This is a genomic window from Brevibacterium picturae, from assembly GCF_900105045.1.
In the GTDB taxonomy this organism is placed as follows: domain Bacteria; phylum Actinomycetota; class Actinomycetes; order Actinomycetales; family Brevibacteriaceae; genus Brevibacterium; species Brevibacterium picturae.
This window is the reverse complement of record NZ_LT629739.1, coordinates 3,079,317-3,102,008: the sequence shown is the minus strand read 5'-3', so window position 1 is coordinate 3,102,008 and position 22,692 is coordinate 3,079,317. Positions and strand designations below refer to the sequence as shown.

The 22,692-nt window shown below is 61.5% G+C and carries 20 protein-coding genes; 8 read left to right on the top strand and 12 right to left on the bottom strand.

The annotated features are described in order from the left end of the window. Window positions 1-84: 84 nt before the first annotated feature. Window positions 85-252, bottom strand: a complete 168-nt coding sequence (locus BLT92_RS20640; RefSeq protein ID WP_172802603.1) for a GPGG-motif small membrane protein — start codon at window positions 250-252, stop codon at window positions 85-87. 313 nt (window positions 253-565) lie between these two features. Between BLT92_RS20640 and BLT92_RS14175 the strand changes: the two genes are divergently transcribed. Continuing rightward, the gene (locus BLT92_RS14175) at window positions 566-1,003 is read left to right on the top strand and encodes a hypothetical protein (RefSeq protein ID WP_092106559.1); all 438 of its coding nucleotides are present in this window, start codon (window positions 566-568) and stop codon (window positions 1,001-1,003) included. A gap of 21 nt (window positions 1,004-1,024) precedes the next feature. Here the strand turns inward: BLT92_RS14175 and BLT92_RS14170 are convergent, their stop codons facing one another. After that, a complete protein-coding gene (locus BLT92_RS14170; RefSeq protein ID WP_231938845.1) occupies window positions 1,025-2,248 on the bottom strand; it encodes a serine hydrolase domain-containing protein in 1,224 nt (407 codons plus the stop codon). Between the two features lie 611 nt (window positions 2,249-2,859). Here BLT92_RS14170 and BLT92_RS14165 point away from each other — a divergent pair. The 4 genes from BLT92_RS14165 to BLT92_RS14150 all read left to right on the top strand — a co-directional run bounded on the left by BLT92_RS14165 (window position 2,860) and on the right by BLT92_RS14150 (window position 8,066). Then, entirely contained in the window at window positions 2,860-4,428 is a 1,569-nt protein-coding gene (locus BLT92_RS14165) for a DEAD/DEAH box helicase (protein ID WP_197679623.1), read from the top strand. 101 nt (window positions 4,429-4,529) lie between these two features. Continuing rightward, window positions 4,530-5,240, top strand: coding sequence for a GntR family transcriptional regulator (locus tag BLT92_RS14160; RefSeq protein ID WP_092106557.1), 711 nt, complete (start codon window positions 4,530-4,532; stop codon window positions 5,238-5,240). A 175-nt stretch (window positions 5,241-5,415) separates the two neighbouring features. Beyond that, complete coding sequence (lhgO, locus tag BLT92_RS14155) at window positions 5,416-6,705, top strand: L-2-hydroxyglutarate oxidase (protein ID WP_092106555.1); 1,290 nt, start codon at window positions 5,416-5,418, stop codon at window positions 6,703-6,705. Between the two features lie 5 nt (window positions 6,706-6,710). Continuing rightward, on the top strand, window positions 6,711-8,066 hold the full coding sequence (locus tag BLT92_RS14150) for an MFS transporter (protein ID WP_092106553.1): 1,356 nt from the start codon (window positions 6,711-6,713) through the stop codon (window positions 8,064-8,066). 18 nt (window positions 8,067-8,084) lie between these two features. On the opposite strand, the gene BLT92_RS14145 is transcribed toward BLT92_RS14150, so the two are convergent. The 9 genes from BLT92_RS14145 to BLT92_RS14110 all read right to left on the bottom strand — a co-directional run bounded on the left by BLT92_RS14145 (window position 8,085) and on the right by BLT92_RS14110 (window position 15,843). After that, complete coding sequence (locus BLT92_RS14145) at window positions 8,085-8,432, bottom strand: hypothetical protein (protein ID WP_092106551.1); 348 nt, start codon at window positions 8,430-8,432, stop codon at window positions 8,085-8,087. Window positions 8,433-8,559: 127 nt separating this feature from the next. Continuing rightward, complete coding sequence (locus tag BLT92_RS14140) at window positions 8,560-8,838, bottom strand: hypothetical protein (protein WP_092106549.1); 279 nt, start codon at window positions 8,836-8,838, stop codon at window positions 8,560-8,562. 21 nt (window positions 8,839-8,859) lie between these two features. Beyond that, window positions 8,860-9,300, bottom strand: coding sequence for a DUF1206 domain-containing protein (locus tag BLT92_RS14135; RefSeq protein WP_092106547.1), 441 nt, complete (start codon window positions 9,298-9,300; stop codon window positions 8,860-8,862). Between the two features lie 251 nt (window positions 9,301-9,551). Then, window positions 9,552-11,357 carry an ABC transporter ATP-binding protein gene (locus BLT92_RS14130; RefSeq protein ID WP_092106545.1) on the bottom strand — a complete coding sequence of 602 codons (1,806 nt, stop codon included), beginning with the start codon at window positions 11,355-11,357 and terminating at the stop codon, window positions 9,552-9,554. Continuing rightward, entirely contained in the window at window positions 11,357-12,274 is a 918-nt protein-coding gene (locus BLT92_RS14125) for an ABC transporter permease (protein WP_197679622.1), read from the bottom strand. The genes BLT92_RS14130 and BLT92_RS14125 overlap by 1 nt, the downstream gene beginning before the upstream one ends. Continuing rightward, window positions 12,271-13,224, bottom strand: a complete 954-nt coding sequence (locus BLT92_RS14120) for an ABC transporter permease (RefSeq protein WP_092106543.1) — start codon at window positions 13,222-13,224, stop codon at window positions 12,271-12,273. Before BLT92_RS14120 ends, BLT92_RS14125 begins: the two co-directional genes overlap by 4 nt. A gap of 1 nt (window position 13,225) precedes the next feature. Then, window positions 13,226-13,432: a hypothetical protein gene (locus BLT92_RS20920; protein ID WP_231938844.1), complete on the bottom strand. Its 207-nt coding sequence runs from the start codon at window positions 13,430-13,432 to the stop codon at window positions 13,226-13,228. Then, window positions 13,433-14,773 carry an ABC transporter substrate-binding protein gene (locus BLT92_RS14115; RefSeq protein ID WP_231938843.1) on the bottom strand — a complete coding sequence of 447 codons (1,341 nt, stop codon included), beginning with the start codon at window positions 14,771-14,773 and terminating at the stop codon, window positions 13,433-13,435. After that, the gene (locus BLT92_RS14110; RefSeq protein WP_231938842.1) at window positions 14,770-15,843 is read right to left on the bottom strand and encodes a TetR family transcriptional regulator C-terminal domain-containing protein; all 1,074 of its coding nucleotides are present in this window, start codon (window positions 15,841-15,843) and stop codon (window positions 14,770-14,772) included. The genes BLT92_RS14115 and BLT92_RS14110 overlap by 4 nt, the downstream gene beginning before the upstream one ends. Before the next feature lie 155 nt (window positions 15,844-15,998). Between BLT92_RS14110 and BLT92_RS14105 the strand changes: the two genes are divergently transcribed. From BLT92_RS14105 to BLT92_RS14095, 3 genes are all read left to right on the top strand, one after another. Then, the gene (locus BLT92_RS14105) at window positions 15,999-17,327 is read left to right on the top strand and encodes an MFS transporter (protein ID WP_092106541.1); all 1,329 of its coding nucleotides are present in this window, start codon (window positions 15,999-16,001) and stop codon (window positions 17,325-17,327) included. Window positions 17,328-17,547: 220 nt separating this feature from the next. Continuing rightward, window positions 17,548-19,581, top strand: coding sequence for a CDP-glycerol glycerophosphotransferase family protein (locus tag BLT92_RS14100; RefSeq protein WP_092106539.1), 2,034 nt, complete (start codon window positions 17,548-17,550; stop codon window positions 19,579-19,581). After that, window positions 19,526-20,851 (top strand): polysaccharide pyruvyl transferase family protein, encoded by a 1,326-nt coding sequence (locus BLT92_RS14095; protein WP_092106537.1) that lies wholly within the window; start codon window positions 19,526-19,528, stop codon window positions 20,849-20,851. The genes BLT92_RS14100 and BLT92_RS14095 overlap by 56 nt, the downstream gene beginning before the upstream one ends. A 54-nt stretch (window positions 20,852-20,905) precedes the next feature. Here the strand turns inward: BLT92_RS14095 and BLT92_RS14090 are convergent, their stop codons facing one another. Beyond that, the gene (locus tag BLT92_RS14090; protein WP_157691456.1) at window positions 20,906-22,672 is read right to left on the bottom strand and encodes a glycosyltransferase; all 1,767 of its coding nucleotides are present in this window, start codon (window positions 22,670-22,672) and stop codon (window positions 20,906-20,908) included. Window positions 22,673-22,692 lie beyond the last annotated feature (20 nt).

Sequence of the window (22,692 nt, the reverse complement as noted above, 5' to 3'; positions counted from 1 at the left end):
GTTCCTTCTCTGTGCAGACTCACCCGATGCTGTGGAGTCTCCGTGCATGGCGGACCGGGGCTTGAGTCCGCGGCGTCGTCGACTTCAACTCCTCGGACCGGCAGGTGGCCCTCCGTAGAAGGTCGCCAGCAGCGGACCGACGATGCACGCCGCGATGATCAGGACGATGCCCCACTTAAACTGTTTCCGAAACAACAAGATGATGCCTGAGAGGGCGAGAATCCCGGCCACCACCCAAAAAATGATGAGCATTGTCTACTCCTTCGCTTCTGCGGACCAGCATGCCGATCATGAAGGTATTTTCAGCGTCGCACTCCCCGTGCCACCTGGCAAGGGGGTGCAGAAGGCTGCAGCGGAGATCCCCCGAAGCATTGTCAGCGTCCCTGATGGCCACTATATTGGCGCGAAATGTCGTATCAGGGAGTTGCAATGATGCAAGGGACCATGACTTCACGATCACTCGGCGGCGCAGCCGTCAAAGGATCACTGCTCGCGGCGGACGGCAGAAGAGCTGCCGACGACGGACAGTCACGCCAATGCCCGAGGCGTCGGCAACGACGGCACGGTGGTCGGTGATGTCGGCGCCTTCGATGAAGGGACGCACGCCTACACCTGGCGGCCGGACGACAGCCACGGAAAGCTGCCGAAGCTCGATGATCGCCCCCTGTCCGCGGCAGAAGACATCAGTGGACATTACGCCGTGGGGTTCTCCGATCTGGACGTCGAAAACGGTTCACTGGTGCTGTGGAACCTTGAGAAGAATACCGTCGAGGTGCTGCCGTCCCAGCTGAAGAGCACCCATGCAGTCAACAGTTCCGGGCATGCGGCTGCCGGCACCCAGGAGGGCAAGGCTGCGCTCGTGCGAAATGGCGAAGTGACTGAGCTGCCGACACTCGGCGGTGACTCGGCTACCGCCTACACGCTGTCCGAGCAGGATGTCGCAGCCGGTCAAAGCGACGACGAAGCCGGCAATGGTCACGCCGTTGTCTGGAACGGCTGCTGACGGTCCCGGAGGTGGTTGGGCCTACCTCCCGGCGAGCGCGTCCAGCAGATCTTTCGCTCGCCGGTCGACGTTCTCCGTGAGCATCTCGTTGCTCAAGAACGAGAATCCGAGCCCCTCCTCGAGCCACGCCCCATGCAGACTCCCGCCGGCACCCGAGTGCCCGAACGCTCGGTCGACGGGTCCGTATGTGCCGATCGGGTCGGCGAGTTCGAAGCCGAGGCCGAAGTGCAGGGGCCGATCGTTGAGAACATCGAGCCCTTCCGAGTGCGTCCGCAGCGCTTGTCCCATCGCTTCGGGCGTCACGATTCCCCCGCCGAGGCGGCCGGGCGTGACCAGCAGTGAGTACAGTTTCGCCATCGCATCGGCAGTGCCCATTCCACCACCGGCTGAGACCTCCGCGGCATGGAAGGCTCGGGTGTTCATCGGCAGGGACGGTGCCAACAGGGAGGCGTACATGCGGTCGATGACCGCCCGACGCCTCGGGTCGTTCTTGAGATAGGTCGAGACCGAGTAGCCAGGTGCCTGGAAGATCGGGGCCACTCTGTCTTCGTCCTCGGCCGACAGTCCCAGGTGCAGGTCCAGATCGTACGGTCGCGCGAGGTCCTCGTGCAGCCACTGGGCCACGCTGCGGCCGGTGGCGCGGAGGATGATTTCCGACATCAGGTACCCGTAGGTCACCGCGTGGTAGGCGACCTTCGTCCCCGGTTCCCACAGCGGGGTCTGCTGCGCCAGAATGTCGGCCATCGCCCGGGAGTCGAGGAACGTCCATTGCTCGTCCCCAGCGCGTGGCTGATTGTTGGAATCAAGTGAGGGATCCGGATCGACATAGGGCAGGCCCACGGTGTGCGAGAGCACCTGGGCAACGGTCACCGCACCCTTATCGGCTGCCGCGAACTCCGGCCAATATTCGGCGACAGGAGCGTTGACATCCAGCAGCCCCTCCCCCGCGGCCTTGGCCGCGATGGTCGCGACCAGGCCCTTGGTGCCGGAGAAGAACACCGCCAGGGTCCGTTCGTCCCATGCCCTCGCCGAGGTGTCCCCGCGCTTGCCGGCGACACCGGCCCTGAGTGCGATGACCGGTTCACCCGCACGATAGACGCTGAACGCCATCCCGCCGTGGCACCGGGCGGCGTGATGTCGGAACACCGTTTCCAGCCGATCGGGAACCCCAGCCCGAAGCAAGCCATCTGCCCCGTCTTCGTCGACTTCCATCGTGTACGTGTCACCATCGTTGTCGTCGTTCATCAGTGGGCAGACAGCTCCTTCAGCTTCGGGGTCTGCTCATCATCCCATGCCGGGGTGCAGAACGATCACCGGGTCCTTGACGTCTTCGACCGCAATTTTACGTGGTCCTTTCTACACGACTGCTTTCATCAGGAGATCACCTTCGCGCCCTCACCCCACCCCGCACCTGAAGCGACAAATCATCCCTGTGCAGCAGGAGGAATCAATGCTCCGGGTAAGGGGTGCTGAACCCCACGTGGAACTGACAGGGGCAACAGATGTATGCTGGTACTACCTGCGGACCCGATCATGGGTTCCCTGCGTCGTCAGGACGCCTCGACTCTGCAACCGTGAAGAATTCCGGTCGCATGTTTCTGAAGCCATTTCCTCTCGGCGGTCCAGAGCGTCAAAACGGCGTTCTCACACCTCGCTCGGAAGCGGCTGTCTCGTCATCATTCGATGGCGCCGGTGCGCCTTCCGACACGTCGAAGGGCCATCTCATAGCTCCCTCACAGAACCTCACAACCACCCGTCCGACAGATGCCGGTGCGAACCAAAAAGCCGCCGCCTCTGTCTCGTTCGCCGAACTCGGCGTACCCGCACCACTGACCGAACACCTCGAAGCAGAGGGCATGACGAATGCCTTCCCCATCCAGCAGGACACTCTTCCCGACACTCTCGCCGGTCGCGATGTATTGGGCAGGGGGAAAACCGGTTCCGGCAAAACGCTGGCCTTCGCGATTCCCATGGTGACTCGCCTCGTTGCCTCATCATCGTCCGGCTCACGAAAGGGCCGTCCGCCGCGGGGCCTCATTCTGGCACCCACGCGTGAGCTCGCCACGCAGATCACGAACGTGGTCGACCCGCTGGCTCGGGCCTATGGCATGGCGACAACAACCATCTTCGGCGGAGTGAAGCAGAAGCGCCAGGAGCTCGCTCTCAGTGCAGGAGTCGACATCGTCGTCGCTTGCCCGGGGCGGCTCGAAGACCTGCTCCAACAGGGCCTGATTTCCTTGGACAACATCGAAGTCACGGTCCTCGACGAGGCCGACCACATGGCAGACCTCGGGTTCCTGCCGGGTGTCACCCGCATCCTGCAGAAGACGCCGGAGAACGGCCAGCGGATGTTCTTCTCCGCCACCTTGGATAACGATGTGAACAAGCTGGTGCGTCGGTTCCTCCACAACGAAGTGCTGCACTCCGTGGACGATCCCAACTCGCATGTCTCCAATATGACGCATCATGTGCTCGCTGTGGCCGATGAGGACAAGAACGAACTGGTCCACCGGCTTGCTTCCGGCACCGGACGCCGCATCATGTTCACACGCACAAAGCACCGGGCGAAGCGCTTCGCCCGCCAGCTGACCGCCCAGGGAATTCCGGCCGTCGACCTGCACGGCAACCTGTCCCAGGGCGCACGTGACCGGAATCTTGCAGCGTTCAGCGAAGGGGACGTACGTGTGCTCGTCGCCACAGACGTTGCCGCCCGCGGAGTTCACGTTGACTCTGTCGAACTCGTGGTCCACGTGGATCCTCCAACCGAGCACAAAGCCTACCTGCACCGCTCCGGCCGTACAGCACGTGCCGGCAGCTCGGGCGATGTCGTCACGATCATGCTGCCCGACCAGCGCAAGGACACAGTGACGCTGCTACGCAAGGCCGCTATCAAGGCAACCCCGCAGAAGGTCACTGCAGACTCGCCGGCCGTGACGGAACTGGTGGGCGACATCGCCCCATACGTCGATCCGCAGATCGCAATCGACGCTGCCGCAGAGAAGCAGAAGGCAGAGCAGCCGCAGGGCGGGCAGCGTGCACCTCGCCGTCGGCGCGGAGGACGCGGCGCCAAGAGCGGCCGCGGTGGCGAGCAGAATCGCAGTTCCGAGCAGAGCCGCGGCAACGAGAACGGCCGCGCCGGCCAAGCGAGGCGCAGCGGCGAGCAGAGTCGTGGCGGCCAAGCGCGCGGACGCACCGCCGGGAGCGCCCAGGGAGGCCGCACACCATCACGCACCAAGGACGGCCAGAGCAGTCGGAACGGCCAGAGCAGCCAGGGCCGCCGTCGCAATGATCGCAGCCGCGCCGCCAGCAGCAGTGGCAGCAGCAATCGACAGGCATCAGGCTCACGGGGTACGAGCCCGGAGACCCGCAGGCGCAATCGAGACGGTGCGGGAGCCTCCCGCACGGTCTACTCGACCAGCAGCTGAGCCATTCGGTTGTGTGCGGTTCTCGGAACCGCACACAACCGAATTCCTACTCACACCGACCGCTGGTGATCGCCGCGTCTACGGCATGGCAGAATCGAAGCATGTCCATCGTCAACCGCGGGCCGACGCTGACCCAACAGACAACAGAACGGTTGCGCCACGCCATCGTTGCTGGCGAACTGCCCACGGGAAGTCTTCATTCGGCCACGGCCCTCGGCGAGTGGCTGGGGGTTTCGCGCACGCCTGTGCGGGAAGCCACAGCCGAACTCGCTCGCCTCGGCCTCGTGAGTATCGAACCAAATCGTGGCATCCGGATTCTCGAGACCGATATCGAGTCACTCATCGACGGCTTCGAACTGCGAATGATCATCGAGGTTCCACTCGCTCGCAAAGCGGCACTGAACCCGGATACGGACGCGCGAAAGAACCTCGACGCCCGGTACGCTGACTTCAAGGTCGCAGCCGACACCGATGACCCCGAGGCGACGCTGCGAGCCGATCGCGACTTCCACTCCGCCGTGCTCTCGATGGCCGGCAATGCCCGTGCCGCTGAGGTCCTGCACGAGCAGCGCAATATGGTCCTGCAGACGGGTGTGGGCACCGTCCCGGCATCTCGCTCGTGCCAGGAATGCTTCGCCGATCACATCGACGTCTTCGAGGCGATCATGGCCCAGGACCCCGGTGCGGCCGCGATTGCGATGCGCCGGCATATCTACAACACCGCCGAGACGCTCATCAATCAGGAAACCCGCCGGCGCCCGGAGTTCGGCGAGCATGACCTGCGCGCTCGACTCGCGTGGATCTCCGACTGAGCACCACGCACACCTGCACTCAGGCACCCCCGCCTAGAGTGTTGCATGCTACATGCAAGCTGGTATGCTTCTCTGGACGAAGCGGACGTGGTAAGGCTCTCACTGAACTCGACGAACAGCGCTTGAGATCAGCAGAACCGGGCACACCGACGACCGGACGGGAGACAGGAAACAGATGACAGAACACAGGCAGCGCACAGGGCGATCATTCGCAGTGATCGGCGCCGGCATCAATGGGGCCGCGATCGCCCGAGAGATCACTCAGCGCTTTCCCGATGCCCTGGTCACCATGTACGAAAAGGCCGATCATGTGGCCGCCCACCAGTCGGGGCACAACTCCGGAGTGGTTCATGCCGGGCTCTACTACGAACCGGGCAGCCTCAAGGCACGCCTCTGCCGCCGCGGAGTCAATCTGCTCCGCGACTATGCCACGGCCAACCACCTCCCCTATGACGAATGCGGAAAGATCGTGGTCGCGCTTCACTCGGAGGAAGAGGATCGCCTGCGCGCCATCCACGAGCGTGCAGTTGCCAATGGGGTGCCCGACGTTGAGCTCATCGGTCCTGACCGGATCCGAGAGATCGAGCCCAATTCCGTGGGATGCCTGGCCCTGCACTCCCCTCATACCGCTATCACCGACTATGCGGCCATCGCCCGTTCACTGGTCAGCGACGTGTCGGCCGCCGGCGGCCGCGTTCACCTCAGCGCCGAAGTCGTCGACATCGACGCCGCACCCGAGGGCGCCACCATCACCTCGGCCCACGGTTCTCAGCGCCGAGGTGAGCGCACCGAGCACGTCGAGAGCTTCGATTTCGTCATCGCCTGCGCAGGGCTGCAATCCGACCGAGTCGCGAAGATGGCCGGCGGAGCGAGTCATCCCACGATCGTGCCGTTCTTCGGCCAATATTCCAAGCTGGCCGAAGAACATCGGACGATGCTCAACGGCTTAGTCTACCCCGTACCGGACCCCGCTTATCCCTTCCTGGGCGTCCACCTGACCAAACGCGTCGACGGTGAGATGCTGGTCGGGCCCAACGCGTTCCTGTCCTTTGGCCGCGAGAACTACTCGGGATCGAAGATCGGAATCAAGGACAGCATTCGGGTCGCCACAGACCCTGCATTCTGGAAGTTCGCCGCACACAACGTGAAGGCTGCCGTGCACGAACTCGGCGCCGTTCTCTCGCGGAAGAAGTTCCTCGCCGGGGCCGCAGAGTACGTACCGTCGCTGAAGGGAGCAGTCTCAACGCCCATCACCCGCGGGATCAGGGCTCAGGCCATGGATGCCGATGGCTCCCTCATCGATGACTTCGTCATCGAACACCAAGGCCGTGCCACTTTCATCCGCAATGCACCCTCACCCGGCGCCACCTCGTCGATGGCCATCGCCGAACACATCCTCGACGTCATCTCGAAGGCCCATGATCTCGCTCCCTCCTCACCGAAATCACAGCAGAAGGACAACTGACCCATATGCGCACTCTTCGCAACGAGGCGAACTCTGGTCCGCGACGTCTCCTCGACGAAAGCCCGCAGGATGAGAAGAAGCGACTGCGCAAAGTCGCCATCGCCACCATCGTCGGCACCACGGTCGAATGGTACGATTTCTACCTCTATGCCACGATGGCCTCGATCGTCTTCGGGACGATCTTCTTCCCTGCAGGCGACAGCCAGGTAAACACGCTTTCGGCCTTCGCCACCTTCGCGGTCGGATTCATCGCCCGACCCATCGGCGGCATCGTCTTCGGCCACCTCGGTGATCGGCTGGGACGCAAGAAGGTGCTGGTGATCACCTTCGCACTCATGGGCATCTCCACCTTCTGCATCGGATTCCTCCCCACCTACGCCAACATCGGGGCCTGGGCACCGATCCTGCTGGTCATCCTGCGAGTGTTCCAGGGCATGGGCGCCGGTGCCGAATACGCCTCTGCTGCAGTGAACTCCTACGAGCACGCGCAGGAGGGCCGCCGCGGTCGCCAGGGCGCGTGGCCGGCACTGGGACTCAACATCGGGCTCGTGCTCTCCTCGGCCACGATCTTCCTGCTCACACTGCGCGGCGATGAGTTCCTGCTCTCCGGTGGTTGGCGGATTCCGTTCATCATCTCCATCCTACTCGTGGGCATCGGCATGTGGATCCGATCATCGCTGCCCGAGTCTCCGGAATTCGAGCAGAAGGTGGAAAACAAGGTCGAGACTGAGGAGAAGGCCCCGCCGAAGTTCTTCGATGTCTTCATCCACCACTGGCGCCCTCTGCTCGTCGTATTCATCATCGCCATCGGCTACAACGCGCTGAGCTACATCTTCAAGACGTTCTCACTGGCCTACCTTGACGAATTCCAGGGTGTGTCTGCCAACGTCACCTCCGGCGCAGTGATGGTCGCGGGAATGGTCGCCATCGTCACCGTCCCGGCCTTCGGCGAACTGTGCGACAAATTCGGATCGAAGACAGTCATCATGGCCGGCGGTGCGCTGTCGGCGGTCTTCGCTTTCATGTTCCTTGCCCTGCTTCAGGAGTCGAGCACGTTCATGGTCTATCTGGCCATCGCGATAGGCACGGGCGTGCTGGCGCCGATGATGTTCTCTGCACAAGGTTCGTTCCTCTCCCGCCAGTTCCCGCCCGAATCGCGATCCGCCGGTGTCGGCACCGCACGTGAGATCGGCACCGCTGTGGCCGGCGGACTGGCACCGCTGGGTGCCTTGTCGCTGGTAGTGTCATCGCCGAGCAATTCCACAACCGGGGTCGGCTGGGTCCTCGTGATCGCTGGTGTGCTCGTGGCCGTCGGTGCGCTGTTCGATCAGGGTAGGCGATACTCCACCGAACGGAACTGAACGGACACCTCCTCGGCATCACCGGAGGCTGACTGCCTCAGCTCCCACGCTCGCCAATAGCCCGACGACCGCGATCAGTGCCATGCCGATCATCGCCGCGGCCATGATCCGCAACCGCATCTTGCCGGGTCGGACCGCGAAGCGGACGACGAGCAGCACAACGTAGAGCGCAAGGACAGCAGCGCCGGTCGCGATCGCGAGCGGCGCTGCTGTTCCCCTGCTGACGATGACCCATGCCAGCACGATGGCGATGACGAGCAGGAACAGTCCGCCCGAAACGATCCACACTGTGCCAGAGGAGCTGCGGAGCGCGGGTTGATCGCGGATCTTGGTCGGGTCAAGACGTTCGCGGGGGCGTTCATCCATGCGAATCAGTCTAGTATTGGGACATCTGTCTGGCTATTGATCGCTCAATAGTCGTTTGCCCTCGTGCCGATCTTTCCCCGGCAGCCCAGGTAGAGCCCATAGTTGATGAGTCCCAAGCCCGCCGCGGTCAGCAATGCGGGCCCGAACTGCTGGTGGCGCATGGTTTGGAACACGGCACCGACGCCTTCGCCTTCGACGGGTCGAAGGCGAAGGCCGAATAGGCCACGAGCGCTCCGGCGAAGCAGACGATTGCGCCCTTGGCTGGATAGCCGATGGCGCCGAGGATGACGGCTGTCGTCCCGAATCCTCCGTTGGTGGTATTCAAGTTCTTCCGATGGCCTCGTCGGATGCCTTTGACGATGAAGAATACCCCGAAGCCGAATATCACCGCACCGACAGCGCCCATCAGAAGCCGTCCTTGCATCGTTTACATCAATTCCAGGCTCAGCTGTGACTTCCTGGCACGGCTTCTGCTGCCGGACCCGCCGAGAGCGAATGTCGCAGTGGCAACGGCGAGGGCGATATAGATGACGGTCAGTCCGATCGAGCTTCCCTTTTGGATGACGCGGTTGTGTGTGGACCGGTATCGGTGGCCGAACACGACCTCCAGCGCCTGCCAGAGGCCCAGAGCTGCGAAAGTCACAAACGCAGCCCAGAGCACGAGGAAACCTTCAGGCAGGTCGGCGACATCTGTCATGACACTCGCCTCGGTCGGCTTCCCGCCGTGGCCGGTCGCGACGCGAATCGCGGTGACGCCTATCAGCACGTGGAGCACGCCATTCATTGCGAAGCCGGCCCGCGCTACGAATTCGAACGTCGTTGAGTTCGTTGCCGTGTTCGCGGCGGCGGCCGCATCGGACTTACTCATCTACGCCACGGCTGTGCTGAGGTGTGCTGTCGACGTCCGCGAGGCGAGGCCCTTCTCGTCGCCAAGAAGTGGTCGAAGAGTTTGAATGATCGCGTCGGGTTCATTCATATGCGCGCCTCTGTTCATGAATTGCGGTACTCGATGATCCTGCCACTGTACTGCGCACACCTGAAAGAGCCGCGACGCCGAGAAGAAGGAGTCCGTCTTCGTCTGTCCGCTGCTGTCTCCCATCCCGGCCCGAGAGTCGCGCCTCAGAACTTCGGCACGTCCGCGATCAGCGTGCGCGTGTACTCGTGCTTCGGACTCTCCAGAACCTCGGAAGTGGGTCCGTAGTCGACGATCTTGCCCTTGTTGAGCACGGCAAGGTTGTCGGCGATATGGCGCGAGAGCGCAATATTGTGCGTGACGAACAGCATCGCCAGCTGGTGCTCGGCCCGCAGTGTGCGCAGCAGCCCGATGATCGAGGCCTGCACACTCACGTCGAGTGCTGAGGTGATCTCATCGCAGACGAGGACCGAGGGCTGGTTGACCAACGCCCGTGCGATCGCGGCTCTCTGCCGCTCACCACCCGATAAGTCACCTGGCCTGCGATGGTAGAAGCTGCGGCCCAGACGCACAGCGTCGAGTGCCTCCTCAACCTGCGCCTTCCGGGTCCCAGCGGTGCCCTCCCCGCTCATCTCCAGCGGCACCGTCAGTGACTGGCCGATCGACCGCCGCGGGTTGAGAGAGGAGAACGGTGACTGGAAGACGTACTGGATGCCGACTCGCTGCTCGTTCGTCCGCTTCCTGGTCGATTTGGCCAGTTCCGTGCCTCGCAGGCGCACGGCGCCCGAATAGTCATCGTTGAGGCCGGCCACGCACCGGGACAGTGTCGTCTTGCCCGACCCGGATTCGCCCAGCAGCAGGGTGCAGTCGCCGGGTTCGAGGGTGAGGTTGATGCCGTCGAGGATCTGCGCCTTCCCGTACGCCAGCGCCACGTCCGTGGTCTCCAACAGGGGCGCAGTCGCCGAGGCGGCTGCCCGGCCCCGCTCCTCCACCGAGGCTCGTTCATCCCCCGCCGAAGCAACTGCCCAGTCCAGCTCCCCTGCCGAGGCCCGCTCGTCCCCCGCCGAGTCCTTCTCGTCCGGTCCGTCACTGACGAGGATGTGGGTGGCCTTGGGCTCGGGCTCCGGTTCCGCTGCCGCGCCTTCGCCGATGGTCTTGCGCCCGGCGAGGTCCGGGACTGCAGACATGAGCATCTTCGTGTACTCATGCTGCGGGTCTTCGAGGACTGCTGTGACCGGGCCCTCTTCGACGAGGTCGCCGCGCAGCATCACGGCCACCCGGTCGGAGATGTCCTTGATCACGGCGAGGTCGTGGGTGATGTAGAGGCCGGCGACATTGTTCGCAACCGTCATCTGACGGATCGTGTCGAGGACGACGGCCTGTGTGGACACGTCGAGTCCCGTGGTCGGCTCGTCGAGGATGAGCACATCGGGGTACATGGCAAACGCCATGGCGATGCCGATGCGCTGCTGCTGTCCGCCGGAGAGCTGGTGCGGCCACCGCTTCTGATAAGCCTTGTCCCCTGGAAGTCCGACGTCGACGAGCACCGCGGAGACTCTCTCGACGCGCTCGGCATCGGAGTCGCCGAAACCGTGGATGTCGAGGATCTCACGGATCTGCTCACCCACGCGCATCGCAGGGTTGAGCGAGAGCGCCGGATCCTGAGGGATATAGGCGATCCTCGATCCGCGCAGGGACCGCACAGCAACCTCGTCGAGTTCGACCACCTCGACGGCGGTGTCATCACCGCGAGGCCACAGACTCACGGACCCGGACGCGAATTTCAGCCCTTCTCGGAAGTGGCCCATGCAGGCCAGGCCCGCCGTGGTCTTGCCCGACCCGGATTCCCCCACGAGTCCGAGGATCTCACCGCGGCTGAGGGCGAAGTTCACTCCGTGGAGGATCTCGTTGCCCGAATTCGTCTCGATCTTGAGATCGGAGACGCGCAGGACGATCTTCTCGTTCGGCACGCCTACATCATCGTGGTGGACGGTGGTTGTCTCGGTGGTCATCATGCCTCCACTGAAGTCGATGCGGTGGCCCTGGCGAAGGAGTCTGCGAGCAGGTTGGTGCCGATGGTCAGCAACGCGATGGCGATCACCGGCAGCAGCACGCCCCAGGGTTGGATGCTCAGCGCGATCCGGTTCTCGTTGATCATCAGGCCCCAATCGGCCGCGGGCGGCTGCAGGCCCAGTCCCAGGAAGGACAGGGACGCGATGTAGCCGATCGAGTAGGTCAGGCGCAGCCCGGCCTCGACGCTCAGCGGGCCGGTGATGTTGGGCAACAGCTCACGCAGCAGCACCTTCCACCGCGGCATCGCGTACATCTCCGCGGCAAGGATGTAGTCCTCGGTGATCACACCCAGGGTCGCAGAACGGGCGACTCGGGCGATGCGCGGGGCGTGGGTGATGCCGATGACGGTCACGAGCACCCAGCCCTGCGGACCCAGCACCGTGATCGCCAGCAGCGCGAACACCAGTTGCGGGATGGCGAGAATGACATCGTTGAGGCGCATGATGATCGCGTCGAAGGCCCCGCCTACATAGGCGGCGAGCATGCCGACGATGGCACCCAGGATCATGCCCAGGGCCGTGGCGAGCACCGAGTACACGATGAGGGTGAGTCCACCGGCGATGAACCGGGAGAGCACATCGCGTCCCAGGTTGTCCGAGCCGAAGAGCCCGTGCGGGCTGAAGGGCTTCGCGACGAACTCGGTCGCGGTGCTGCCGGTCACCCAGGGCAGTAGCAATGGACCGCAGAATGCGAGCAGAAGAATGATGATGGTCAGTGTCAGACCGATCTTGCCCTGCTTCTGCGCGAGCACACGTTTGAAGAACGGGGTGTAGGTCGTCTGTGATTCCTTCGGCACCTCACCACCGTCGACAGCGCTGGATTTGAGCTCGTCGAGGTTGTTCGTATTCGTGCTCATGCTGCACTCCTCAGCTTCGGGTTGGTGAGGATGCCGACGACATCGGCCGCCAGGTTCACCACGACGTAGACAGCGGCGACAAGCATGGAGATCGCCTGCACGACCTGCACGTCACGGTAGGTCACCGCATCGATGAGCGCTTGGCCCAGACCCGGATAGCGGAACAGGAACTCGACGACGACCACGCCGCCGGCCAACCACGCCAACTGGATCGCCACGACCTGAGCAACGGGGCCCAGTGCGTGGGGCACCGCATGGCGCATGATGACACGCTTCTCGGGTACGCCCTTGAGGCGGGCCATCTCCACATAGCCGGAATCGAGGACTTCGATCATCGTCGCGCGCATCATCCGCACAATGTAGGGAGTGACGACGAGGATGAGTGTCAACGTGGGCAGGATCAACTGCTCGGGTCGGCCCCACACGGGTTCGCCTGGCGGGGCCAGGGTCACGGCGGGCAGGATCTGGAAGACAGAGGTCGCGAAGATCGCGATGAGGCCGATGCCGATGACGAACTCGGGCATGGCCGCGAAGACAAGGCTGAGGCCCGTCATGGCCTGATCACGTCGGCCGCCACGGTGCAGTGCCTGGTAGACGCCCAGGCCGATGCCCAGAGGCACCGAGATGATGGCGGCTGCGGCCATGAGGATGAACGAGTTGCCGATGCGTTCGCCCAGGAGCTGGGCCACGGAACCGCCGCTGGCCGTCGAGGTGCCGAAGTCGCCGACGAAGAGTCCACCCAGCCAGGAGAAGTAACGCTGCCAAGCGGGTTGGTTGAGGCCCAGCTGCTCATTGAGTGCGGCGATGCGCTCCGGAGTCGCCTGCTGGCCGAGGATAGCGCGGGCCGCGTCACCGGGCAGGAGGAGCGTGGCGCCGAAGACGAGGAGGGAGACTGCGATGAGGATGAAGGCGGAGAAGATCAGCCTGCGTCCGATGACTTTTCCGAACATGTCACACCTTTCCGATCCATACGCGGTCGAACCGCCAGCCGCTCAGGGGGCGTCCCGTGGAGTTCTTGACCAGCCCGCCGACGTACTTCTGGAAGGCGTCGACCTGGTTGGCAAATCCCCAGACGATGTAACCGCCTTCGTCGTAGAGCATCTTCTGCAGTTCGTGTTCAAGATCGCGTCTCTTCTCGACCTCGGGAATGCCGCGCACCTAGTCGAAGACCTTGTTGAAGGCCGGGTCGTCCCAGTGGGTTTCGTTGAAAGGTGACTCCTCGAGGGAACAGGAGATGACCTGCGGCAGGAAGTCACGGGTGTACCAGAAGTCCTGAGCGAAGTCCCACTGCAGGTACTGCTCGCCGAAGAACGTCGTCGCATCGACCCTGCGGATCGAGACCCGGATGCCGGCGTCGGCGGCCTGCTGGGCGAAGACCTGCGCGGATTCGACAGCACCGGACTGAATCGGAGCCGTGACCAACTCGACGTCGAGACCATCGGGATAGCCCGCCTCGGCGAGGAGCTTCTTGGCCTTGTCAATGTCCTGCTTACGTTGCGGGAACTCCGGATAGTTCTCACTCAAGGGCCCGAACATGTCGTTGCCAAGAGTGCCGAACCCGGAGAGGACCTGTTCGATCATCTGCTCCCGGTCAACGACGAGGCGGAAGGCCTGTCTCACCTTGACATCGTCGAAGGGCGCCTTGTCCACGCGCATGGTGAAGGGCAGCCACATGCCGGTCTCGGAGTTGAGGATGGACATGCGCTCATCGGCGTCGATGACCTCGACCAGGGCCAGCGGGATCCCTGCGATCGCGTCGACCTGGGTGGACAGGAGGGCGTTGATGAGGGCGTCGGAGTCGTTGAAGTTCAGCAACTGGACTTCGTCGAGGTACATCTTCTCGTAATTGAAGTAATGCTCATTGGGCACCATCACCGTCGACTGGGCGGGGGTGAACGATTTGAGTTTGAACGGCCCCGAGCACACCGGGTTCTCCGGGTCGTAGCCTTCGGGGACGATGGCCGCGGTGTATTCGGCCACGGCATCCTTGAACAGGCCGTTGGCCTCGCTGAGGTGGAACTCCATGGTCCGCTCCCCCGTGGCGACGACCTTGTCGAGCATTGTGAAGTTCGCTGCTGCGGTCTTGGGATCGTCGGGGTCGGTGATCCTCTTGAAGGTGAAGATCACATCATCGGGAGTGATCGGGCTGCCGTCGGAGAACTTGATGCCCGGCTTCAGCGTGCACGTCCACACGGTGGCGTCGTCATTGGATTCGAAGGACTCCGCCAACAGCGGCACGACCTGTGAGTCGTCGTCCCACCCGTAGAGGGCGTTGTACAGGTTCACGGCGCGGCACACGTCGCCGTTGTTGACGGGAATGTGGGCGTCGACGGTGTCTGCGGAGTTGCCGCCGGTGGCTCCCACGCGCAGGCTTCCGCCTTTGACCGGGTCCCCGGCGGAGGCGGCACCGACGCTTCCGCCTCCGCAGGCGCTCAGGCCGGCGATTGCGGATATCGACAGCCCGGCCCCCAGCGCTTGTCTTCGATTCGGTGTGCTCATGTGCCTTCTTCCTGCGGGTGCGGTATCGGTCGGTCAGAAGTTCGGGTGCTTCGCGAGTCCTGTGCGGCCACCACATGATCGGGTGCGGTGGCGACGATGTGTTCGCTGAGGTAGTCATCAAGCATCTGCAGCGCTTCGGCATCGGTGATGCTCATCTGGCCCGTGCTGCGTGCGACGCCGAGTCCGTCGATGAAGACGCTCAGACCCTTGGCCATGAGAATGGTGTCGCCGGCGCGAATGGTGCCGGCTCGCTGGCCGGCGAGGACGACCGAGGCGAACATCTCGAACCATTCCGCGTAGACGTCGGTGAGAGTGGCTCGGGCGTGTTCGTCGACGGCGGCCCGGGCCCAGCTTTGGACCCAGATGGACCAGACGCGGCGGATCTTGTCGTTGACGCCGGCGTGGACGCGTGCGAATTCGCGCAGAGTGATCAGGGGGTCGTCGGGGTCGGTCATCCCGCGGATGCCGGAGAGGACGTCGAGGGTGTAGCGCAGTGTCGCCTGCAGCAGCTGCGACTTCGACCGGAAATGATAATTGACCGCCGAGGTGCTCAGTCCGCTGGCCTGGGCGACGTCTTCCGTACGCACATTGTCCACGCCCAGATCGGCGTAGAGTTCCCAGGCAGCGGCGGTGATTCTGCGCTGGTTGCGTTTGCCCTTCGACAGCCACTCCCCCGCTGGGCGCTCTGCCGGATCCGGCAACGGCTCCGAGTCATCCAGCGACGCCGAACTGTCACCGGCTCCCGCAGGCTCGCGAGTTCCCGCGTGAGTCCCAGCCGCTTCGTCGCCTTGGTCATGGTGGAAGTGAGGGATCGTCCGTCGCCGAGGCGGCTGGACCGACCGTCCGGTCGTGAGCCAATCCGTGCTGACGTTGGTCAGGGAGGCAATTTGCGAGATCTCCTCGACCCGGAAGTTGCGTGTACCGGCCAGAGATTTGGAGAGTTTGCTCGGTTCGATGCCGATGTTGCGAGCGACTTCGCTGTGGTTGATTCCGGCGGTCCTGATCGCGTCACGAACACGCCCCACCAGGGAGTCCTGGCTGTCGCCTGCACCATTGCTCGTCTCAACCACCTCTACATTCTGCACACGAGTTGCGATTTGGGCAATACTTACCGAGGTATTTGTTAGTTTTTCGTGATGTTGGCGGTCTGGGAGATCGTGGAGACTCGGCGTTTGCTAGGGTCGTGAGCCATGACCCGATCCACAGTGCAGTAAAGGACGGTTCCATGGCTGACAGCACAAGTGACGGCGCGGTGCCTCGGCAGCCGACCCAGCGCGAGCTCAATCGCGTAGCAGTTTCGTCTCTGCTGGGCACGGCGATGGAGTGGTACGACTACTTCCTCTATGGCCTCTTCGCCGCCCTCATCTTCGACGAGCTGTTCTTTCCCGAGCTGCCCGGTGCAGCCGGCTCCGTGCTTGCACTGCTGACATTTGCCATCGGCTTCGTCGCGCGCCCCCTGGGCGGAGTGATCTTCGGCCACCTCGGCGACCGCTTGGGCCGCAAGACCACCCTCATCGTCACGCTGTTGATCATCGGCACGGCCACCGGGCTCATCGGCCTGCTGCCCACTTACAGCCAGATCGGAGTCGCCGCACCGATTCTGCTCGCCTCCCTGCGCTTCATCCAGGGCCTGTCGCTGGGCGGGGAATGGGGCGGAGCAGTTCTCATGGTCGTCGAGCACGCGCCGGAGAACAAACGGGCGATCTACGGTGCGATGCCCCAGCTGGGCTCCCCGATCGGCACGGTCCTGTCTTCGGGCGTCATCGCCCTCGTCACCTTGCTCCCGGAAGAGTCCCTCATGTCCTGGGGTTGGCGACTTCCGTTCCTGCTGTCGTTCGTCATGCTGGCGATCGCCCTCTACTTGCGGCTCAAGGTCGAGGAATCCCCAGTTTTCCGGCAGCTGCAGGCAGAAAGCGAGAGCTCCGAGGATGAACGGGCGAAGATTCCGATCGTGGAACTGGTGCGTTCCTCGCTGCCTCAGATGTTCCTGGTCATCATCACGTGCCTGTTTGCTTCGGGCGGGTTCTTCCTCATGACCACCTACGCCGTGAACTACAGCACCGACGTCCTGGGCATGACCACCTCACTGGTTCTCACCGCCACACTGGTCGGTGCTGTCCTTGAAGCCATCGCCATCGTCATCAGTGGTCGGCTGGGCGATCGGTTCTCGCCAGCGACCGTCGTCACGGGCGGCGGCCTCCTGGCCCTCGTGATGACCGTCCCGGTGGCCATCCTCCTCAGCTCTGGGCATCCGCTGCTCGCAGCCACCGGAATTGCATTGGGCATCGGTGTGCTCGGCGTACCCTACGGCCCGCTGGGCACTCTGCTGTCTCAGCTCTTCGACGACACTCACCGCTATTCCGGCGTCGCCGTGTCCTACAACATTGCCGGGCTCATCGGCGGTTTCGTGCCCTCACTGGCCCTGGCACTACAGACACAGCTGGGAGACACCGTCTGGGTCATCGGCCTGCTCTTCGCCGTCATCGTCGGCATGACAGCAGTCGGCGGACGGCTGTCGGGTGCGATGGTCCGTAAGAGGCTGCAGCCATTCTGAGGCGAATCGGCTGAGACTTGGATACCGGGACAGATTCGATTTGTTCTGGTCTCAACTACAGTCAGCGCATTAGTTGTCGATTTAACCAGATTCTGTTGAGCGGGACCATTTTTCGGATCACCGGAGAATCGGACCTTGCGTAATTCACCTTCCGTTAAACTCACGCTAGACTCCTCTAAAGACAAATGTCCTTACAGCATGGGAACTCACGGTAGATTATATGGTGTCCGTCGCGGATACGTTGGAACTCTCAAGCAAGATCGTCCGCAAACTGAACACTTCAGTCAGCACCGTGCGTCGTCGATCGCAGTTGCGCGCGCTCGCGCGATTCAGACCCGTGCCCGACCACCAAGTCGACGTCCTCCTCAACTTTCCCGGCGAACCGGTCAATCTCTATCAGGTCAGGCAGTGGTACGGCCCGCTGGAGCACCTGGCAAAGACCCACAGCGTCGCAATACTGTGCTATCAGCCAGCCACCGCCGAGATCATTTCGCAGGAAACCGACCTCAAAGTCATCCTCACACCCAGCTACACAGATCTTCGGGAGGTCGAAAACGACGTCAGGCCCAAGGTGATCCTCTATCCGAATCAAAATTACGCGAATTACCGAATCCTTGGCATCACCTCCGCCGAACACGTCTTCATTTGCCATGGCGAATCCGACAAAATCTATATGGCATCCAACTGGGTGAAGGTATTCAACTACTTCTTCGTGGCGGGAGAGGCCTCTCGAGAGAGACTTCGCAAACATGTCCGGAACTATGACGTTGACGGGAGGACGATTGCGATCGGCCGTCCTCAGATCGACATCGAGTACGCCTCGCCGCTCGAGAAGCGATCAGATCGCATCACCGTCCTCTACGCTCCAACGTGGGAAGGCGGAAGACTCACAATGCGCTATGGCTCCGTGGCCTCGCACGGGGTGGCGATAGTCTCCGCTCTTCTATCCGATGAACGTTTTCGGGTGATCTACCGTCCTCACCCTCGTACCGGCATCCACGAACCGGAGTTCGCTGCGGCCAACGAGCAGATCAAAGGCCTCATAACTGTGGCTAATGAGCGTTCGGGGGGCCCACACTACATTGATGACACTCCGTTCGGATGGCAATTGGACGTTGCAGACGTCATGATCACCGATATCTCTGCAGTCGCATATGACTGGCTGACGACGGCGAAACCTCTGCTTGTCACAAGGCCGTTCGAGCCCGAGGCCGTTATGCCGCACGAGGGATTCATGTCGGAAACGCCCCTTCTGGCCGCATCTGATGCGCACGACTCTGTCCGCATCATCGACGCCTTCCTTGGTAATGAAGGCGCCCGGGAAGCGATCGCCTCCTGGGCCGACTACTATTACGGCGACAGATCTCCAGGGAGGTCCCTCGACAGATTTGTTGCTGCTGTTGACTACGTCATCGATGAACGCGATCAAGCCACGGGTCACGATTCGCGCGCGACCGACGGGCTAGAAGAACGCGTGTCTTCTGAGGGCAGAGGCAACACTCGTCCACAGAGATCGGCGTTGAAGCAGAAGGCAGCACAGGGCCTGACATTTGCCTACCGCAGCATCGACTTCGCCACGACGGGAGTCGCCAACTTGGTGGCACAGTATCGTGGGGAGGCCCATTCCATCGACCTAGAAGACTCGGCCATGAAGCTCAGGTCCACCGACGTGCTTGTCTCGACGATGGCAGGCCCTCACGACATTGACCCACTCATTGACTGGCTACCCACTCTCGAGCGGCTGAGCCGACACTATTCGCTGACCCTGCTGGCCGGTAACCAGCGCGCTTTCGACCGGCTGCGTGATTCGACGGTGCTCAGGGTTCATATCGGACGTTCGGCGTCTGAGACCGAGAAGATATTCGCCAATTTGAAGCCCAACCTCCACCTGCAGTTCGAACAGGCGAATCTGAACTTGCGAGAACTGACGCACCGAAATGTCACCCATGCGTACATCGGCACCGATCAGAACGACAGCTGGATCAACAACCGCCTGCGCGCCTTCGATGCCGTCATCGGCGGGACCAATACATGTCCGGAGTCTGTCAGAAGCGCCCTCATCGATTTTCCGCCAGCAACTGCGGTAACGACAGTGTCACAAGAAGGCGATCTGGAGCAGTCGCGTGCAACTGTGATCACTGCACTTCTGCAGGACCAGAACGCACGTCAGAGACTATCGACAGGTACAGGATTCGCAGATGAACAGCAGATTAGTCAAGACCATAAAGCGCTCGGTGCCCGACCCACTAATTAGGCGCGGACGAAAGCTGATCGACTCAATCCCCACAACCCCGGTTAACTCTCCGGGAGGGATAAGATCCGAGATCACCAGGCGGCTGAATCGAAAGAGCAAGTTCCCGTACGCCGAACCGTTCCGCGCTGTAGAGAATCAGAGTGACATCAAACTCAAACTGCCGATCCTTGGCTCTGCAGTATCGGTCGTGGCGGTCAAAGAAGGCCCCAAGTACGTGGTGGGAGCCATCGGCACGAGCAAACCGGCCAATCGCTGGCTCAACGACATGCTAGTCACAGAAACCCGTCTGTACTTGGACGCCCGCGACCGTCACGTCCATGCTCTCGGTAGCTCAGAAGACCCGGACGAGGTCATAGAGCTATTCGTTTCGTGCGTCCGTATGGTGTTGACGACACGACTAGCCGACGAGAGTGGAAAATTCGACACTGGCCAGAATGTCAGTGCGTACTGGTCAGCAGGAGTCGTCAACTTCGGCGATTGGAGCGGACCTCACATAATCAATCGGCTGACGGGCAGGCGACCGCTTCTGCCCAATAGGGTCAAATTGGATCCACGAGTTGTCTATTCTGTTGGTTCAATTCTCGGGTGGTTCAATCGCGATAACGTGGATGTCTGGGGCAGCGGTCTCATGCGCCCATTCACCGATGAAGAAATCGCCTCCAGACGAAAGCTCACTGGTATAAGGATCCACGCGGTGAGAGGGAAGATCACGCAACAACACCTGGTGGAACAGATCGGATGGGATGTGCCGGATACCTATGGTGACCCAGCTCTACTTCTCCCTCGCCTGTACACGCCGCATCGAGCAGGTCAGGGGAAAGTAGCATTCACCCCTCACGGGAATCATCAGAAATACTTCGCAAAGCACATCCTCGGCGACGTCAACTTCGTGAACGTAAAAGCCGACCTTCGTGACGTCGTCGATGCTGTCGCAGGTGCACGGGCCGTAGTATCAACTTCACTGCATGGGCTAATAATCGCTCAGGCTTATCAGATTCCATGGGTATGGTTACGGATCGACGACCACCCGTTATGGGGTGCGGATTTCAAGTTTGAGGACTTCTTCTCTACGCTCGACAACTCAGGGATCTCAAGAGCATCCATTTCGATCCAGGATCTTCCCGAGGTCGATATCGAAGCATTGGCCGAGAACGCACATCTCCCAGCTTTGGCCGTCGACCTCGACAAGCTTCAGAATTCTCTGCCAACTCCCATCGCTACTGGCGTCACGCTTCCACTGCCAGCTAAGAAGATCGACCATCCGCTCTAGATAAGCCGATCTGCAGCCTGCTCACGTCCAAAGACTAACGTGCGACACCTACCCTTAAACATTCATATTCCCGTAGGGGGTTCGAGTCATGAACAATTGAGGCCAATCATCGGGCCATTCAAGTCTGTGCCTTGTTGACGATCCATCCTGTTGCAGGAGGAGCCAGAGTCCGACAGGCTCGTTCACCGCATCCGGTTTAGCATCCTTCCCAATTCTGAACTCATAAATGTTCGGTGCCTCAGCGCTACCTGTAGCCGGAAAATCTGTGTGCAGCAATGAATCAAATGACTCAAGCCGAAGCTGAACGTCAATTTTGTCATGCAGGTCGGCATCGATTCGCACCGTCATCACAGCCCCGTCTCGGGAGAGTCGATACCCTACAGCTGCTGGTACAAGGTTGCGTAGCTTCTCAAGAGTACGAAATCTCGTGCTGATTGCGTCGTACAAGTCTGTCCACTGTTCCGCGACTCGGGCTGGGCTAAACTTGCTCGACTTCTCTCGAGCAGCGACTCGCATCGGGTCGTCGACAGCCAGAGAGGCGGCACGACCTATACCTGTGGCAAGGGCATCGATATCTCCTTTGGGAACCAGGAACCCGTCTTCTTCATTCGAGATTATAGATTTTGGCCCGTAAGGTACGTCGTAACTGACCGGAATTGCGCCACGGCCCATTGCTTCCAGCAACACGAGTCCGAAACCTTCATATTTGCTAGACAGAATTGTGAAACCGCCCTCGCTGAACCGGACCTCCGCTGCGTTCTGATGACCCTCGAATTCGACTATCTGGCTGAGCCCCTCGCTCTCAACAAATTGCTTCACTTGACGATAGCTCTCATTGTCCTGTGGGCCACCGATAACGGTGAGACTATCCGCTTCATTTCGGTTGTGAGCAAGCGCAAATGCCTTAACGGTGTCTATGACTTGTTTTTCCGGAGCATGCCGAGTCACTACTACACCTTTTCGTGGAATACGCTCGGCGGTCGCTTCAGTTAGCGTGGGCGGGTAGTTCACGTTTGGAATCGTGACCACCCAGCAACTGGGATTGAGCCTGCTCACGACTTGCGTTTCTTGTCGGCTCGACAGCGTGACTATCGCATCGAAATTCCCCAATGCACGGAACACGTCCCTGTATGACTTGCGAAGAGGGCCCCGGACATTGTCGTGTCGCCCACCTTCCAGATGATTGACATGCTGAACGAAGATCTTCCCCACCCCAGGCCGAACATAATCTTTGAAAGTTCGTGCGACTCGGTTGTCGTCGAACGTCAGCATGGCTTGACTGTCACCGATGAGAGTATCTAGCCACAGATGCTTCAATCGATACATCGGGCCTTGAAAGACAATGCGTTTCGTCAATCCACGCGATAGCAGAGTCACGAGAGGCTTGCCCGTATGAGAATTGGAATCGTCAACTACGAGATAGGGGCGCCCGGATGGGTCAAAGTAGGTACGTTGCTGCCCCCCGTCGGTTGCTGAACTGTCCGCAGTATATGCTTCGCCTACATGCGCCGAGGCGGAGGGGCCTCGTGGGTGGTCAGTTCGGACTGTGTCAGTATCCTTTCCTGTGACAAGACGTATCGCCTTCACCGTTGCCGGATTCGCCAATGAGCAGTAGAAGTTCTCCACCTCAGCGTTTCCTAGGTCAGGTGCCTCTCGCACTTTACGAATGATCGACGCGTAGTTCGGCTCATCATTGAAAGTGAGAATTGTTGTGGCAATTCGTGCTTCCTCGTTCAACGCTTTTCCTCGGCGGAAGCTCGCCTTCGTCATTCCGCCATGATTAACTCGTACGTTGTCGAGCAGAGAGAAATATTTGACCATCAGAAAAACAGTCCTTCCGC

Excerpts from the sequence above, each read along its gene's own strand:
- BLT92_RS14115 (WP_231938843.1), bottom strand. The coding sequence starts at position 14,773 with ATGAGCACACCGAATCGAAGACAAGCGCTGGGGGCCGGGCTGTCGATA.
- BLT92_RS14105 (WP_092106541.1), top strand. The coding sequence starts at position 15,999 with ATGGCTGACAGCACAAGTGACGGCGCGGTGCCTCGGCAGCCGACCCAG.
- BLT92_RS20640 (WP_172802603.1), bottom strand. The coding sequence starts at position 252 with ATGCTCATCATTTTTTGGGTGGTGGCCGGGATTCTCGCCCTCTCAGGC.
- BLT92_RS14170 (WP_231938845.1), bottom strand. The coding sequence starts at position 2,248 with ATGAACGACGACAACGATGGTGACACGTACACGATGGAAGTCGACGAA.
- BLT92_RS14090 (WP_157691456.1), bottom strand. The coding sequence starts at position 22,672 with ATGGTCAAATATTTCTCTCTGCTCGACAACGTACGAGTTAATCATGGC.
- BLT92_RS14160 (WP_092106557.1), top strand. The coding sequence starts at position 4,530 with ATGTCCATCGTCAACCGCGGGCCGACGCTGACCCAACAGACAACAGAA.
- BLT92_RS14140 (WP_092106549.1), bottom strand. The coding sequence starts at position 8,838 with ATGGGCGCTGTCGGTGCGGTGATATTCGGCTTCGGGGTATTCTTCATC.
- BLT92_RS14150 (WP_092106553.1), top strand. The coding sequence starts at position 6,711 with ATGCGCACTCTTCGCAACGAGGCGAACTCTGGTCCGCGACGTCTCCTC.
- BLT92_RS14120 (WP_092106543.1), bottom strand. The coding sequence starts at position 13,224 with ATGTTCGGAAAAGTCATCGGACGCAGGCTGATCTTCTCCGCCTTCATC.
- BLT92_RS14145 (WP_092106551.1), bottom strand. The coding sequence starts at position 8,432 with ATGGATGAACGCCCCCGCGAACGTCTTGACCCGACCAAGATCCGCGAT.
- BLT92_RS14100 (WP_092106539.1), top strand. The coding sequence starts at position 17,548 with ATGGTGTCCGTCGCGGATACGTTGGAACTCTCAAGCAAGATCGTCCGC.
- BLT92_RS14165 (WP_197679623.1), top strand. The coding sequence starts at position 2,860 with ATGACGAATGCCTTCCCCATCCAGCAGGACACTCTTCCCGACACTCTC.
- BLT92_RS14095 (WP_092106537.1), top strand. The coding sequence starts at position 19,526 with ATGAACAGCAGATTAGTCAAGACCATAAAGCGCTCGGTGCCCGACCCA.
- BLT92_RS14135 (WP_092106547.1), bottom strand. The coding sequence starts at position 9,300 with ATGAGTAAGTCCGATGCGGCCGCCGCCGCGAACACGGCAACGAACTCA.
- lhgO (WP_092106555.1), top strand. The coding sequence starts at position 5,416 with ATGACAGAACACAGGCAGCGCACAGGGCGATCATTCGCAGTGATCGGC.
- BLT92_RS14125 (WP_197679622.1), bottom strand. The coding sequence starts at position 12,274 with ATGAGCACGAATACGAACAACCTCGACGAGCTCAAATCCAGCGCTGTC.
- BLT92_RS14130 (WP_092106545.1), bottom strand. The coding sequence starts at position 11,357 with ATGACCACCGAGACAACCACCGTCCACCACGATGATGTAGGCGTGCCG.